A 14,753-nucleotide genomic window follows, 5' to 3' on the forward strand; every position below is an offset into this window, starting at 1 on the left:
AAAAAGAAGCGCCGGAAAAGTCTCATAAAGAGAACACGGCGCTTCTTTTTTATTTGAATTTTACTTAAAGCCGTTATTAGAGCTTTCACGAATTCTAGGCTCGCGTGATTGGAATCCAGCAAATGAAGATGCTTCCCACCCCAGGCTCGCTCTCAACCGAAATATGTCCGCCCATTACGGAACAGAATCGGCTGCTTATGGCAAGCCCAAGTCCAGTACCGCCGTATTTGCGAGTGGTGGAAGCATCGGCTTGGGTGAACGGCTGAAATAATTTGTCCAGCTGCTCAGGGCTCATGCCGATGCCGGAATCTTTGATAAGAAAGCTAAAGCCTGGTTTTCCTTCCTTATCTTCAGCATAGACATTAAACTGAATAGCTCCATTATGGGTGAATTTACTAGCATTGCTAAGCAAATTTAATAGAATTTGGCGCAGCTTTGTAACATCAGCCATCATTTCACCTCGTATATAGTGAGTCTGCAGCTGGTTGCCATTACTTTCAATAAGCGGTTTTATGGTTGTAATGACATCTTGGATTAAATCATGAACCTGAAACATCTCTTCATGGATTTCCATCTTGCCTTCTTCAATTTTTGAAATGTCCAAAATATCGTTAATAAGGGAGAGCAGATGTCTTCCGCTTTTGCCGATTTTGCCTAAATCCTCTACAAACGTCTGCTCACCGAGCTCCTCTGCCTCCTCGATCAGCATCTCACTATAGCCAATGATGGCGTTCAGCGGTGTCCGAAGCTCATGGCTCATATTGGCAAGAAATTGGCTCTTGATCCGATTGGCTTTAATCGCTTCATCATGGGCCTTCTCCAGCTGCGCTGTCCGCTCCTTAACCATCTGCTCCAAGTGTTCGTTGAGCTGCCGCAATTCATGGTTTATTTTTAGAATCTCATCCGACTTATCTTGTATTTCAGAGTCTTTAACAGAGAACTTATTGGAAATATAGATACCGATTAGCGACATGCCTAATGTAAATAGCGTTCCTCCGGAAATAATATAAGCGAGCCACTGTTGATTCAGAATCATCCCAGATTCAGCACTGTGCAAATGAATATTGTCTATATCAAAATGCGCAGCCATCATGCCGATATAATGCATGCCAACGACTGCAGCTCCCATTAACAATCCACTACCGAGCTTCTTCCACATATGTCCGCGCTTGTTCTCATTGCTTTTACGAAAATAAAATGAAAGCCACAAGGCTGCAACTGAGGCCACAACAGCAATAATAATAGATAACGAGAAATAAATAGGATCGTAGGTGATCTCAATCATCATAGCTTCCATGCCGATGTAATGCATCGTTACTATACCGCTTGCCAGCAATATCCCCCCGCTCAGCAATTGAGGCAGCGAAAGCTGGTTTCTACCGACGATATGAAGGGCCAAAAAAGACGCTACTATAGCTACAATAACCGAGAGAACAACGGTTGGCATATGATATGCAATGGGAACGGGCAGCGAAAAGGCGAGCATTCCAACAAAATGCATCGACCAAATGCCCATACCCATAGCGCAAGCGCCAAATAGGAGCCATAACCATCGTTTTCTATTATGCGTAGTACTTATTCGTCCGACCAAATCAAGCACCGTATAAGAGGCAACGACCGCTACAAGATATGAAAAGATGACCAATACGATATCGTATGTTCCATGAGCATGATTCATTTGCTAACCAACTCCTACTCGGTTCATTATGGCAATGGTTACATTTCGACAAAATATGAGAAATTCCCTTCCTTATCCTGTTTTCGAAATAAAAAGCCTAGCAAGAACTCTCTCGATTAATGTCGAATGATGATCTATAATGATAGCAAGTATGGAAAGATTATCTAATAACCAAAAGAACAAATGAGGATAAATTATGGATGAGCTATGGATGAAATCCGCAAAGTTTCTGATTGTAGATGATCAGGAATATAATATCAGTCTCCTAGAGCGTATATTGTCACGAGCGGGTTATACGAATTTGTTCACGACCACAGATGCAACGCAGCTAGAGACGCTATACCGGGCCAATCAGCCCGATATTATTTTGTTAGATTTACATATGCCTGTTATGGATGGATTATCGGCGCTGCAGCATTTAAGGAAATGGAAGCAAGAAGGCGAATATTTGCCGGTTCTTGTCCTAACAGCGGATGTGACACCTGAGGCTAGAACGCGGGTGCTGCATGAAGGCGCCAACGATTTTATTACAAAACCTTTTGATCGGATGGAAGTTGTCCTGCGCATTCAAAACTTTTTGAAGACAAGATATTACCATCTGAAGCTTCAAGAGCAAAACTACAATTTGGAGCAGCGGGTTCGCGAACGCACGAAAGAAATCGAACAGGCCAAAAATGAAATTTTGAACGTACTGGGGCGTACAGCGGAATATCGTGATGATGAGACTGGGCAGCATACGCAGCGAGTGGGTGATATGGCTGGAAGACTTGCAACTGATTTAGGGTTGTCGGCAGAGGAAGCAGCTCTTATTAGACGGGCAGCACCTTTGCATGATATCGGAAAAATCGGAATCTCAGACAGCATTCTGCTGAAGCCGGGAAGATTCTTGCCGGAGGAATTCGAAAAGATGAAGCTGCATACGGAAATTGGCGCCAGCATTTTGGAGGGAAGCCAGTTCCCGGTTCTGCAATTAGCCAAAAGCATCGCGCTGTCACATCATGAGAAATGGAATGGGACAGGTTATCCGAATGGACTTAGCGGAGAAGATATTCCACTTGCCGGTAGAATCGTAGCGATCGCTGATTTCTACGATGCCCTGACGCATGAGCGGCCGTACAAACGGGCATGGACACAAGAGGAAGCCATTGCTGAAATTAAGCTTCAGAGCGGAGTCCATTTTGATCCTAAGGTCGTAGAGGCCTTTTTGCGCGTAATAGAAAGCAGCAGTGAAGATGAGAGAGAACGAGAGGGTGTTCAGTTGTGAAAGGAATGGTGTTCACATCTTTTTTGGAAATGGTAGAAAACAAGTTTTCCCTAAAGCTGGTAGATGAAATTATTGAAGCCGCGGAGCTGCCTTCAGGAGGAAGCTATACAACGGTTGGCACATATGACCACCATGAGATGATTAAATTGATCGTGGAACTTAACGCTCGAACCCAGATCTCTGTGCCGGACCTCATTCGAACATTTGGCGAATATTTATTTGGCCAGCTGTTAGATATGCATCCTGACTTTATGGTGGAGAATAGCACCGTTTTTGAGTTTTTGCAAAAGGTCGACAGCTATATCCATGTAGAAGTACGCAAGCTTTATCCTGGAGCGGAGCTTCCAGCGTTTCAATATGACACTTCTATACCAGGTACTTTGATTATGACGTACAACTCCTCACGGCCGTTCGCTGATTTGGCTGAAGGACTTATTTTAGGCTGCGTGGCGCACTATGGAGAAGCAATAGATGTGAAAAGAATTGATTTGGCAGATGGAACGTCTGCCCGTTTTGAATTAACCCAAGTGGGGTGAACCATGCCATGAATGATATTGATGTAGTCCGCAGGCAGCTTGAGCGGGAGAAGAAGGCTCGCCAAGCAGCCGAGAAGATTGCCGAGGAAAAAACTCGTGAGATCTATTATGTTAACCAAGAGCTGAGGCAATTAAATGATCAGCTGGAGGAGCTTGTAAAAGAACGGACGCTTGAGCTGTCCAAAGCTCGCGATGAAGCAGTGGAAGCCAGTCAGATCAAAAGCCAATTTCTTGCGAGCATGAGCCATGAATTGCGGACTCCTCTGAACGCAATTATCGGTTATAGCGAAATGCTGAAGGAAGACATGGAAGAGATGGGCGAACCTGCTTTTGCCGAAGACCTTAACAAGATTAATAATGCCGGCAGGCATTTGCTCACACTCATAAACGATATACTCGACTTGTCCAAAATCGAAGCAGGCAAAATGGAATTGTACTTGGAGCAATGTGATATTCCGAGCATTATTCATGACATTGTAACGACCGTACATCCGCTAATGGAAGTGAATAAGAACCAGATCAAGGTAGAATGCACGGAAGGCTCGATCAAAACCGACATAACAAAGCTCCGTCAAATTCTATTTAATTTGCTCAGCAACGCAAGCAAGTTTACAAAGGATGGAACAGTAACGCTGCAAGTGGAATTTGAGAGTGAGGCGGGACTGCCTGGCATTGTATTCCGGGTACAAGATACAGGAATCGGGATGACTGCGGAGCAGATGGATCAAATTTTCCAAGCGTTTAAACAAGCGGACTCGTCGACAACGAAAAAATATGGCGGTACCGGCTTGGGGCTCGCTATTAGCCAAAGCCTATGCTATATGATGGGAGGCAACATTAGCGCGAGCAGCATAGTAGGCGAGGGTACTACATTCACGATCTGGCTTCCTCTGCTGGAGAACGCAGATTCTGAACAACTAAGCGCTTTAATACATAGTGATGAAAGCTTCCCCATGGAAGGGGCTAGAACGATTCTCGTCATCGACGATGATCCAGCTATGCTTCGGCTAATGCAGTATTATTTGGGGAATGAGGAGTGGAACGTACAGCTCGCCCCATCAGGGCAAGAGGGTGTCCGCTTAGCGAAGACGTTGAAGCCAGCTGTCATTGCGCTTGATGTGCTCATGCCCGGAATGGACGGTTGGAACGTACTGGCAGCACTCAAGAATGATTCTGAGCTTGCGCATATTCCTGTTGTAATGATTTCCATGATGGACGAGCAGCATTTGGCTTATGCGCTTGGCGCGTCAGAGTTTCTAACCAAGCCGATTTATCGGGAGCGATTGATCTCTACATTAGATAAGTATATACCTGAGCGCCAGTCGCATTCTGTGCTGGTCATCGAAGACGATGCGGTGACAAGTGACATGATGACAAAGCTGCTGAAGCGGGAAGGCTACCGCGTGACAAGGGCCGGCAATGGGCATCACGCACTGCAGCGCATGCAAGAGGAAGCGCCTCATTTAATTTTATTAGATCTTATGATGCCGGAAATGGATGGATTTGAGTTTGTTGCGGCGATGCGTGAGCACGAGGAATGGCGATCAATCCCGGTTGTCGTTGTGACAGCAAAGAGCATAACGGAAGAAGATCGACGGAGGCTTAATGGCTGCGTAGAGAACATTGTGCAAAAGGGGCATCTGGATCGCAAGGCTCTCTTGCATGAGGTACGCCATTTGATTGCGCTCTCGCTCGCAGAGGGGGGAGAACATGTATAAAATTTTGTTGGTTGAAGACAACGAGATGAACCGGGATATGCTGTCGCGCCGCTTGATCCGCAAAGGTTATCAAGTGGTCATGGCATCCGATGGCCTGCAAGGGATAGAGATGGCAAAGTCGGAGTCGCCTAATCTCATCTTGATGGATATGAGCTTGCCCGTCATTGACGGCTGGGACGCTACAAGGGAACTGAAGGCAGCTGAGGGGACCAATCATATTCCGATTATCGCCTTGACCGCCCATGCGATGGCAAGTGATCGAGAGAAAGCCTTTGAAGCGGGATGCGATGATTTTGATACTAAGCCTATCGAATGGAATAGACTGCTTGAGAAAATTCAGGTTTTCTTAACATGAGTATAAAGCCACTTTAATGATATAAAGCTCTTGTTGGATAGTTTGCGCTAATAAATCTATTATCTAGATCTATTTTTGCGAGTAAAACTCCTTTGGCGAAAATAGATCTATATTTTAGATTTATTTTTTTCTATTTTGTAGATCTATTTTCATTTTGCATTTTCCTAAACTCATTAGGCGTACAGCCGATCTCCTGCTTGAACAGCTTGGTAAAATAAGAGTAGTTCGTATACCCGGTTTTGCTGGCGATTGTATTGACAGATAAATGTGTGGTTTCGAGCAAATGCTTGGCGGCCTTGATGCGCACTTGAATGATATAATTCCCTAATGAAATACCTGTTTCTTTCTTAAACAATCGAGCCAAATAATCAGGATTAAGATAGACGGTTTCGGCCAGGCTCGTTCTGGACAGCTCATCTCCGCAATGGCTGTGAATATGCTGCTTGATTTCTTCTACGACGGACTTGGGCTGCTCCGTGAAATTTCGGTACTCTGTCGCCGTATTCACCAGATATTGAAGATAGTTCTCCATATCCTCAATGGAGTTCAACGATTGCATAAACATTTGGTCGTTGGTTCTTCCCGTATACATTTTATGTGCTTGAATTTCTTTGCTCTTGAGATACGCATAAACAAGCTGAACGATATCCAGCCGAAACAAACTCAGCACAGAAGCATTCAGCATTTGCTTTTGGGTGATATTGTGCAAATATGAGCTCGTTTCCGCAAGGAAGGAGCTTGGGTTATTTTGCTCCAGGAGCTGCTCCATAAGCGTCAAGTTAGGCGGTATATAAGAAGTTTCTTGCTGATTGAAATGCTCCAGCAAAAAGGTTTGATTTCGATATTTAATGATCTTCTCATTCATGCTAAGCAGTTCCTTCATGACGTGATGGATGGCCTCCAGTTTTCCGGTGCTTGCTATATTGCAGCTTGCATCACATTTGAGAAAAGTACTTGCTCTTTGAATGAAGGTAGCGCAAATGCTTTCAATGATTCCGCTGTCGGGAATGTCCTTCCATTTCAGTATCGCCATCCAATTGGACTCCTTGAACTCCAATATCGATTCGACTGTAAACCGTGTATTCTGGAACAGCTCATGCAGCACATTCATAAGCGCAAAATCAAATAGGTCCTTGTCTTTTTTTTCTAGGCTTTCCTCATGAGGAAATACATGAATAAGGACGGGCAGTACTAAGTCTGTTAAGGCGTAAGGGAGATTCTGCTCTGCAATCAAATAGGAAATGTTGGAGGGGGTAGAATAGGTTGTTTTCCCCGTCACAAGCTTGCGCCAGAAATGCTCTTGTACGTTTTTCTGATTTTTTTGCCAGTAGTAGCCTTCTTGAACTGCCTTGGCAACACCCTGCTGTTCGTTGGCTTTGAAGATGGCTTTCTGAATAATTAGCGTCAGCTTGTCGAATTCAATTGGTTTTAGAAAATAATCAAAGCTTTGCAGCTCAATCGCTTTTTGCGCGTAGTTGAAATCAGCATAATTGGTCAGAAATATGGTCTGAATATTGTATTTCTCTTCACGAATCCAAGCGAGCAGCTCAAGCCCGCTGCCCTGCGGCATTTCGATGTCGCAAAGTAAAATGTGGATCGGATGCTGCTTGAGCAGCTCCTGTGCGTGGGCGATATTAAAAGCAGTATAGACATGATCAATCGATAGTGCTTGCCAATTCACCTTTTTTTCTAGTGCGGTCACAACAAAATAGTCGTCATCTACAAGCAGTACATTCATTCGTTGTTACTCCTTTCACGGTGTATCCTGCGTAGGATGAGGGAGGTATATCGTTACGCAAGCCCCTCCAGCATCAATATTGGAAAAATGAATTTTAGCCTTGCGGTGATATAAGTACTCCAAACGTTGCACTGTGTTCATGATGCCGATGTGATTCCCGTCTGCTTGATCAAGCGGCTGTCCACTTTCAAGCCTTTCCAATATATCTGGGTCAAAACCAGGACCGGTATCGGATATACGAATAACAGCAACCTCTTCGTCGGATTCCCTTTCCACATCAACATCCAGCCTAATTTGAACCTCATGTACACGCGAAACCGCATATTTCACTGAATTTTCGATGAAGGTCTGAAGCACAAGCGGCGGAATTCTCATCTTGCCCGTATCTTGGCCTTGATGAATATGATACGAGAAGGCATCTCTGTAACGATGTTTTTGAATTTCCAAATAAATGCGAACATGATCAATCTCATCGTCCAGCTTCACGAAATCTTCCCCATTTTGAAAAATATAACGAAAATAGTTGGACGTTGAAATGGCCATGCTTTGAATTTCCTCGAACATTTGCATTTGAGCCATGCTGTGAATGTTGGTTAAGCAGTTCAAAAAAAAGTGAGGCTTGATCTGTAATTTCATATAATCGAGCTGAATCTTTTGTTTTTCAATTTCATGCTCATAAATATCGATTTTGAAAATTCGAATTTGCTCCAGCAGGTTTTTGAACAGTTTATTGGCATATTCCAGCTCAACAATTTTGTTCATCTTGAGATCGAGCGGTTTGCTGTCTTCATTAAACTGCGTCAAGCTGAATGAAAAGTTTTTGAGCGGCCTTAAAATCAAAATATTGAAATACACCATGATGCCGCATAGGGCACAGGCAACAATTGCAGCAAGGAGCATAATGAGCAGCTGGGCAATCATAATTTTCTCAAACGCGCCAAATTTGATGAACATTTTCACGCCAAAGGTTGCGTTTGCAAATGGTTTACTGACGGTTGTTGTGGTCTGGATCATGCCTAGCAGCGTTTTCTTTTGTTCGTTGTTACGGACCTCAGTGCCCTTATCCGTCGACAGATTATTGATGACATTGCCTTTATGATCGATTAAGGATACAAACCCGTTGCCGCCAAGATCCATTTGCTGAAGCGGACCAATCAGTTCATCAGCCGAAATGAGACAAATCAGGTAGCTTTCATGAAACGGCACAATATTAATGATAAAATATTTCGCATTCAGCTGGATAAGCGACCAATTGGAATAATAGGTTTCAAGCGAATTTTTATCTTGTACATAGGCTGCGATTTGTTTTTTTAATGATAAATAATCGGGGTACAACACATTGGTTGGTGAGGAATTTAAAAAGTATTTTTGATCTTCTAAATAGATGAAGAAATTATACTTTTTCTCGTAATTTTTTTGGAGCTCGGAGAAACGCCTATACAGCTCTGTATTTGCTTTAATAAATTCGTTATCGGTGGAGCGAAATTGCTTCATCTTTTTTACGTTTTCATCGTTTGCGAGCGTCCAGCCCATGTATTGATTAATATTGGAGAAATCAAGATTGATTTGATTAATGTACATATTCGCGGTGTTTTGCAAATACCGTGTCGTTTGCTGCTTGACCATGGAAATAGCGACGATGCTAATAATGCAATCCAGTACTAATACAGAGACTAAAATCAAGAGCATCACTTTTACGTAGTGCCTAATCGGATAGGATTTGCCGGGTTTGCGTTTTGTCATAGGTCTCATTAGCTTCCTCTCTTTTCGGGCTTTCTGTCTGCTAGTAAAACCAATTATAATGCAAACGCAGTAGAATGAGAGGCGGGTCTAGCCCGTTTTCACATGAAAGTCCGAAAAAAACGCAAGAAAGTCTGGATAGTGTCAGTCTTTTTTTAGTTTCTCTCATTCTGCTGCCAAACCATTAGATGAAAGGGATGAAAAGTCCGAATAGCCATTTAGAATAGTCCGAATTGTTCTCAAAGCAGCCTCTATAATAAAGAGGCGAGAGAGTGTGTGACGAAACAACATGGACGGAGACGAATGAAGGATGGGGGAATTTCATTGAAGACCAGCCAATTAAACATGAATATGCAGCAAACGATTGGCCGGATAAGAAAGAATTGGGGCTTGTATGTTTTGCTGCTGCCTGCAGTTGTGCTGCTTCTGCTTTTTTCTTATAAGCCGATGTATGGGGTGCTGATTGCTTTTAAAGATTACAGTCCCGCTCTCGGAATTATGGACAGTCCTTGGGCAGGGTTCAAGTACTTTGAGAAGTTTTTCAACTCCTATCAATTTTCCAGCACAATTAAAAACACGTTGATTATTAGCTTCTATAGCATAGCTACTTTTCCAATACCGATTATGCTCGCGCTGATGATCAATCAAATGCGAGTGAACCGGTTTAAGCAAGTGTTTCAGACGGTAACCTATATGCCGCATTTTATTTCTACCGTCGTTATGGTGGGCCTGATCCTCATTTTATCCTCACCGAGCACTGGGCTAATGGGCAATATCTTTCGTTTGTTTGGGGCTGAAGCTCCTAACTTGATGGGCTCAGCGGAATGGTTTAGCAGCGTTTATGTATGGACGGATGTTTGGCAGCACGCTGGATGGGACAGCATTATCTTCATTGCGGCGTTATCCGCTGTTGATCCAAGCCTATACGAAGCAGCGAAGGTGGATGGGGCAAGCCGCTGGCAAAAAATTCGTTTCATTGATATTCCGATGCTGCTCCCGACGGCCATCACATTGCTGATCCTTCGAATTGGCGGACTGTTAGGTGTCGGATTTGAAAAGGTTTATTTGATGCAAAATAATTTGAACATTTCCTCCAGCGAGGTTATTGCTACCTATGTATATAAAATCGGGATGCTGAGCAGCCAGTACAGCTTCTCCTCAGCGATCAACCTGTTTAATACGATCATTAGCTTTATTTTGCTAATTCTAGTTAATCAGGCAGCCAAAAAATACAGCGAAAACAGCCTGTGGTAACAGAAAGGAAGGATACGGATGGGCACAATGGAAACCGCAGCACAACCGGCTTTGCATAAACAAAAAAGGCGTTCCTTCGACGCCATGGAATGGTTGCTCTATTTGTTTGCGATTGTGATGCTGATCCTAATCGTTTATCCGATTTATTTTATCGTCATCGCATCATTTAGTGATCCCGCCGCCGTCGCTAACGGTCAAATGTGGGTTCTGCCAAAAGGCTTTACGCTCGATGGTTATAAGGAATTATTGAATCATTCAAACATATGGATCGGCTACCGAAATACGCTCCTGTATACCGTAATAGGGACGATCATTAGCTTGGCGATCAATGTTTCGGCAGCCTATGCGCTTTCCAGAAAAGATCTTGTAGGCCGCAAGAGCATCAATATATTTTTTATATTCACGATGTTTTTTAATGGCGGTCTCATTCCTACATTTTTGACGATCCGCGATTTTCATTTGTATGACACTTTTTTAGTTATGGTACTGCCTTTCTCTGTTGCCGTGTTTAATATCATTGTGGCGCGTACCTTTTTCCAGTCGAGCATACCTGGCGATTTGTGGGAAGCCGCGCAGCTTGATGGCTGTGGCAACCTGAAGTATTATGTGCAAATCGTGCTGCCGCTGTCAAAAGCCATTTTGTCTGTTTTGGCATTATGGACGGCGGTTGGTTACTGGAACTCCTATTTTAATGCACTCATTTATTTAAAGGATCAGGATTTGTATCCTTTGCAGCTTGTGCTTAGAAACATATTAATTACGAACCAAATGCAGTCAAGCATGGGAACAGGCGAAGCGGCGCTTATTGCCCTGCGCTTAGCGAACCTAATGCGCTATTCCGTTATTATCGTCTCGACGCTTCCAATCATGTGTATGTACCCATTTGTTCAAAAGTATTTCAATCAGGGGGTGATGATTGGCGCTGTGAAGTAATTTAGCCATTTGCCATTCACAATAAGTACTAGGGGGAACTTTCAAATGAAGAAAAAATTGTTCATTGCACTAGTTCTAAGCTTAAGCATGTTAATCAGTCTTATAGGCTGCGCTTCTGGCAAAACGGAGAAGGAACCTGCCCAAGCAGGCTCTGAATTCAGCTCAGAAGGGCTGCCGATCGTAACGGCGCCAATCACACTGGATGTGTTGACTGTGCGCTGGGGCAATATGGGAGATACATTCAAAAATAATAAATGGCTGCAGGACCTTGAAAAAGCAACGAACGTTAAAATAAACTGGCAGGTCATGTCCTCCAATGACTGGGGCGAGCAAAAATCGATCATGCTGGCGAGCGGCAAGCTTCCTGATATTATTTTTGGAGACAATGCCTTCTCGGATTCCGATATCGTCAACAACTTAAGTTACTTCCGCCCGCTCGATGATTACATCGATAAATATATGCCGAACTTGAAAGCGGCAATGGACGAAACGCCAGAGCTGAAGCAAATCAGCACATTCCCAGACGGCAAAATTTACTCTTTGCCTGCTAGGCTGCCATCACGTCCTCTATCGACGATGCAGCCTGTAATCAATAAAGCGTGGCTCGATCGTCTCGGTCTTGAAGTTCCTAATAATATTGAAGATTTGTACAATGTGTTCAAAGCATTCAAAGAAAAGGACCCGAACCAAAACGGGAAAGCGGATGAAATTCCTTTTAGCGGCTCGGTAGATATTAGCATGGATTTTCTAAATCCATTTGGCATAACAGATTTGAACGGCAACAGCATGATGCTTAAGGACGGCGAGCCCGTTTTCTATCCGACTTCGAACGAATATAAAGAAGCGCTGAAATGGACGCATAAATTGTATTCAGAAGGGTTGATCGATCAGGAGCTGTTCACTCAGGACAATACCATGTCTTCTGCTAAACAGCAAAATCCAGATGCGGCTATGATTGGCTTCTCGAATCAATGGATACCTGATGCTGTCTTCGGAAAGTGGAAGGATGAATATGCAGCTATTCCGTCCATTGCAGGTCCAGATGGCAAACGTTATCAAACCGGCGATCCTGTTGGATTAAGCTTAAGACGCAATGAAATGCTGATTACGACATTCAGTGAAAATCCGGAAGTCGCTGCGCGCTGGGCAGATCAGTTCTACACGAATGAAGCAAGTATTCAAAATTTCTGGGGCGCAATCGGTACCGTTATTGATAAAAAAGGCGATGGCAGCTATGCGCTGATGAATCCTCCAGAAGGCACAAGCGCGGATGCTTGGTACTGGGATCAATCGGTCCGTGATTTTGGTCCAAAATATGTAAGCCCAAGCTTTGAGAAAAATATTATTTTGGATGAAACGACAGGCGACGGGCTGAAGCTTGCAATCGATAAGCTCGTAAGTGAATATGTAACGACGCCATTCCCGAATGTTATGTACAACGTAGAAGAATTCAAAGAACTTCCAACGCTTACTACGGATATTGACAGCTACGTCAAAACGAATCGAGCAAAATGGATTATAAAAGGAAACATCGATCAAGAGTGGGACGCGTATATTAAACAGCTGAACGGCATGGGACTTGAACGATTGGTTGAGATTCGCAGTGATGCCTACAAACGCTACACAAGTGTTAAGTAACTGTTGTAAAGGAGCTCGTACGTAATGGTGAGAGTAACGGTATGGAATGAAAATCGTCATGAGAAAAACAATCCGGTTGTAGGTGGCATTTATCCGAACGGCATTCATGGCGCTATTGCAGACTTCCTGACGAGAGCAGGCTTTGAAGTCGGAACAGCTACGCTCGATGAGCCGGAGCATGGATTAACGGAGCAGGTATTAAATCAGACGGATGTATTAATTTGGTGGGGGCATTTGGCGCATCATGAGGTCGAGGACAGTATCGTCGACAAGGTGTATCAGCGGGTGCTGAAAGGAATGGGGCTTATCGTTCTGCATTCAGGGCATGCTTCGAAAATTTTCAGCAGGCTGCTTGGCACACCGACAGGACAGCTGAAATGGCGCGAGGCGGATGAAAAGGAACGGATTTGGGTCATTGACCCGGCCCATCCAATTGCGTCAGGGCTTGGCGAATACATCGAGCTGCAGCAGGAAGAGATGTACGGTGAGCATTTTAATATTCCGACTCCAGACCAGCTGGTGTTTGTTTCTTGGTTTGAAGGCGGCGAAGTGTTCCGCAGCGGCGTTACTTACCACCGCGGACAAGGGAAGGTCTTTTACTTCCGTCCGGGGCATGAGACCTATCCGACCTATTACAATAAAGAAATCCAGAAGGTAATCGAGAATGGCGTGCGATGGGCAGTGCCAAGTCAAACGGCTGAGCCTGTTTATGGCAATGCTGCTCCGCTGGAGCCTATTAAATCCAAGCCTTACTCGAGAGAGGTAACCGAAATATGAGAAAATTTCGTATCGGCTTGATAGGTTTGGGCGGAATGGCTCAGGAGCATATTCGGTGGATGAAAGCGGAAGGCCGCTTTGACATTATTGCGGTAAGCGATGTGTATGAAGAAGCGTTAGCCAAGGTGGGCGATCAGCTTGATGTTGCTGAGGGCAAGCGTTACTTGGACTACAACCATCTGATTGAAGATACGGATGTGGATGCCGTAGTGTCCGTTACGCCGAACAACGTCCATGCGGACATTATCCGGGCTTGCCTGCAAGCACGAAAGCCATTCATGGCGGAGAAACCTTTTACCCGCATGTTTGAAGAAGCTGTGTCACTGCTCGAGTTGTATGAGCAGCAGCCGATTCCAGCAATGATGTCGTTCACCTACCGCTACACACCTGCATTCCGTTACGTACGGCAGCTTGTGCGCGAGGGTAAAATCGGATCGGTTCGCAGCTTTAGTGTCCAATATTTGCAGGGATGGGGCGCAGCGCCAAATAATGTCCCTTATATCTGGCGTTTTAATAAAGATATTACCGGCACGGGGACGCTTGGCGATTTGGGCTCGCATATGATCGATATGGCGCGTTTTCTATTTGGGGAATTCGAAGAGCTGTCTGCACAGCTGCATACCATTATTCCGCAGCGGCAAGATCCAGCGAGTGGCAATATGGTTACCATCGAGGTGGATGACTTTGCGAGCTTCCAGGCTCGTATGGAGGGCGGTATTATGGGCGTCTTTCAAACGACTCGCAATGCAATGGGATCGGGCAATCAGCACGAAGTATCCATATATGGAGATTTAGGTACGCTTCATGCTTCAACGCTAAATCCGAATGAGTTGATTTGGATTCGTGAGGAAGCTCCTGGTCAGCTTGCGAGAGTGGTTGTCGGAGTTCCTGCAAGTTGTAAAGTGACACAGTATGCTGATTTCACGGCATTGCTTGAGGGAAGCATTCCGGATGGCATTGCTGGTTTTATGGATGGCTACCGCAATCAAGAGATTTTAGATGCTATTATTAAGGCAAGTGAAACGAAAGCAACGGTACAGCTCTAAGACTAATTAGTCCGGGTTCAGTGAAGACGATTTTAGTCTTTGCTGAACCTTTTTTTGTTTCTAGAGGAGGCTGCGC

General features: G+C 44.4%; 12 protein-coding genes. 9 read left to right on the top strand and 3 right to left on the bottom strand.

Translation table 11 applies throughout. From position 1 onward, the window contains the following. Window positions 1–94: 94 nt before the first annotated feature. Window positions 95–1,678: a sensor histidine kinase gene (locus tag AC0VYE_RS03360; RefSeq protein WP_475446053.1), complete on the bottom strand. Its 1,584-nt coding sequence runs from the start codon at window positions 1,676–1,678 to the stop codon at window positions 95–97. A gap of 196 nt (window positions 1,679–1,874) precedes the next feature. Between AC0VYE_RS03360 and AC0VYE_RS03365 the strand changes: the two genes are divergently transcribed. Genes AC0VYE_RS03365 through AC0VYE_RS03380 form a run of 4 tightly spaced genes read left to right on the top strand, consistent with a single transcriptional unit; the run spans window position 1,875 to window position 5,551 of the window. Next, the gene (locus tag AC0VYE_RS03365; RefSeq protein ID WP_475446055.1) at window positions 1,875–2,942 is read left to right on the top strand and encodes an HD-GYP domain-containing protein; all 1,068 of its coding nucleotides are present in this window, start codon (window positions 1,875–1,877) and stop codon (window positions 2,940–2,942) included. A gap of 5 nt (window positions 2,943–2,947) precedes the next feature. Beyond that, complete coding sequence (locus tag AC0VYE_RS03370; protein ID WP_475449415.1) at window positions 2,948–3,478, top strand: heme NO-binding domain-containing protein; 531 nt, start codon at window positions 2,948–2,950, stop codon at window positions 3,476–3,478. Between the two features lie 8 nt (window positions 3,479–3,486). After that, window positions 3,487–5,196 (top strand): response regulator, encoded by a 1,710-nt coding sequence (locus tag AC0VYE_RS03375; RefSeq protein WP_475446057.1) that lies wholly within the window; start codon window positions 3,487–3,489, stop codon window positions 5,194–5,196. Further along, on the top strand, window positions 5,189–5,551 hold the full coding sequence (locus tag AC0VYE_RS03380) for a response regulator (protein WP_475446059.1): 363 nt from the start codon (window positions 5,189–5,191) through the stop codon (window positions 5,549–5,551). The genes AC0VYE_RS03375 and AC0VYE_RS03380 overlap by 8 nt, the downstream gene beginning before the upstream one ends. Before the next feature lie 130 nt (window positions 5,552–5,681). On the opposite strand, the gene AC0VYE_RS03385 is transcribed toward AC0VYE_RS03380, so the two are convergent. Next, the gene (locus AC0VYE_RS03385) at window positions 5,682–7,289 is read right to left on the bottom strand and encodes a response regulator transcription factor (protein WP_475446061.1); all 1,608 of its coding nucleotides are present in this window, start codon (window positions 7,287–7,289) and stop codon (window positions 5,682–5,684) included. Window positions 7,290–7,304: 15 nt separating this feature from the next. Beyond that, a complete protein-coding gene (locus AC0VYE_RS03390) occupies window positions 7,305–9,032 on the bottom strand; it encodes a sensor histidine kinase (RefSeq protein WP_475446063.1) in 1,728 nt (575 codons plus the stop codon). A 342-nt stretch (window positions 9,033–9,374) separates the two neighbouring features. Between AC0VYE_RS03390 and AC0VYE_RS03395 the strand changes: the two genes are divergently transcribed. From AC0VYE_RS03395 to AC0VYE_RS03415, 5 genes are read left to right on the top strand one after another with little or no spacing between them, the layout of a single operon-like run. After that, on the top strand, window positions 9,375–10,283 hold the full coding sequence (locus tag AC0VYE_RS03395) for an ABC transporter permease (RefSeq protein ID WP_475449417.1): 909 nt from the start codon (window positions 9,375–9,377) through the stop codon (window positions 10,281–10,283). A gap of 18 nt (window positions 10,284–10,301) precedes the next feature. After that, window positions 10,302–11,216 (top strand): carbohydrate ABC transporter permease, encoded by a 915-nt coding sequence (locus AC0VYE_RS03400; protein WP_076268714.1) that lies wholly within the window; start codon window positions 10,302–10,304, stop codon window positions 11,214–11,216. A 45-nt stretch (window positions 11,217–11,261) separates the two neighbouring features. Beyond that, window positions 11,262–12,854 (top strand): extracellular solute-binding protein, encoded by a 1,593-nt coding sequence (locus AC0VYE_RS03405; RefSeq protein WP_441958882.1) that lies wholly within the window; start codon window positions 11,262–11,264, stop codon window positions 12,852–12,854. 24 nt (window positions 12,855–12,878) lie between these two features. Beyond that, the gene (locus AC0VYE_RS03410) at window positions 12,879–13,631 is read left to right on the top strand and encodes a ThuA domain-containing protein (RefSeq protein ID WP_475446066.1); all 753 of its coding nucleotides are present in this window, start codon (window positions 12,879–12,881) and stop codon (window positions 13,629–13,631) included. After that, a complete protein-coding gene (locus AC0VYE_RS03415; RefSeq protein ID WP_475446068.1) occupies window positions 13,628–14,677 on the top strand; it encodes a Gfo/Idh/MocA family protein in 1,050 nt (349 codons plus the stop codon). Before AC0VYE_RS03410 ends, AC0VYE_RS03415 begins: the two co-directional genes overlap by 4 nt. The last annotated feature ends 76 nt before the right edge of the window (window positions 14,678–14,753 follow it).

The sequence above is a fragment of the Pristimantibacillus sp. Z349TD_6 genome (genome assembly GCF_056173205.1).

Excerpts from the sequence above, each read along its gene's own strand:
- AC0VYE_RS03395 (WP_475449417.1), top strand. The coding sequence starts at position 9,375 with ATGAATATGCAGCAAACGATTGGCCGGATAAGAAAGAATTGGGGCTTG.
- AC0VYE_RS03380 (WP_475446059.1), top strand. The coding sequence starts at position 5,189 with ATGTATAAAATTTTGTTGGTTGAAGACAACGAGATGAACCGGGATATG.
- AC0VYE_RS03410 (WP_475446066.1), top strand. The coding sequence starts at position 12,879 with ATGGTGAGAGTAACGGTATGGAATGAAAATCGTCATGAGAAAAACAAT.
- AC0VYE_RS03360 (WP_475446053.1), bottom strand. The coding sequence starts at position 1,678 with ATGAATCATGCTCATGGAACATACGATATCGTATTGGTCATCTTTTCA.
- AC0VYE_RS03415 (WP_475446068.1), top strand. The coding sequence starts at position 13,628 with ATGAGAAAATTTCGTATCGGCTTGATAGGTTTGGGCGGAATGGCTCAG.
- AC0VYE_RS03400 (WP_076268714.1), top strand. The coding sequence starts at position 10,302 with ATGGGCACAATGGAAACCGCAGCACAACCGGCTTTGCATAAACAAAAA.
- AC0VYE_RS03375 (WP_475446057.1), top strand. The coding sequence starts at position 3,487 with ATGAATGATATTGATGTAGTCCGCAGGCAGCTTGAGCGGGAGAAGAAG.
- AC0VYE_RS03365 (WP_475446055.1), top strand. The coding sequence starts at position 1,875 with ATGGATGAGCTATGGATGAAATCCGCAAAGTTTCTGATTGTAGATGAT.
- AC0VYE_RS03390 (WP_475446063.1), bottom strand. The coding sequence starts at position 9,032 with ATGACAAAACGCAAACCCGGCAAATCCTATCCGATTAGGCACTACGTA.
- AC0VYE_RS03385 (WP_475446061.1), bottom strand. The coding sequence starts at position 7,289 with ATGAATGTACTGCTTGTAGATGACGACTATTTTGTTGTGACCGCACTA.
- AC0VYE_RS03405 (WP_441958882.1), top strand. The coding sequence starts at position 11,262 with ATGAAGAAAAAATTGTTCATTGCACTAGTTCTAAGCTTAAGCATGTTA.
- AC0VYE_RS03370 (WP_475449415.1), top strand. The coding sequence starts at position 2,948 with ATGGTGTTCACATCTTTTTTGGAAATGGTAGAAAACAAGTTTTCCCTA.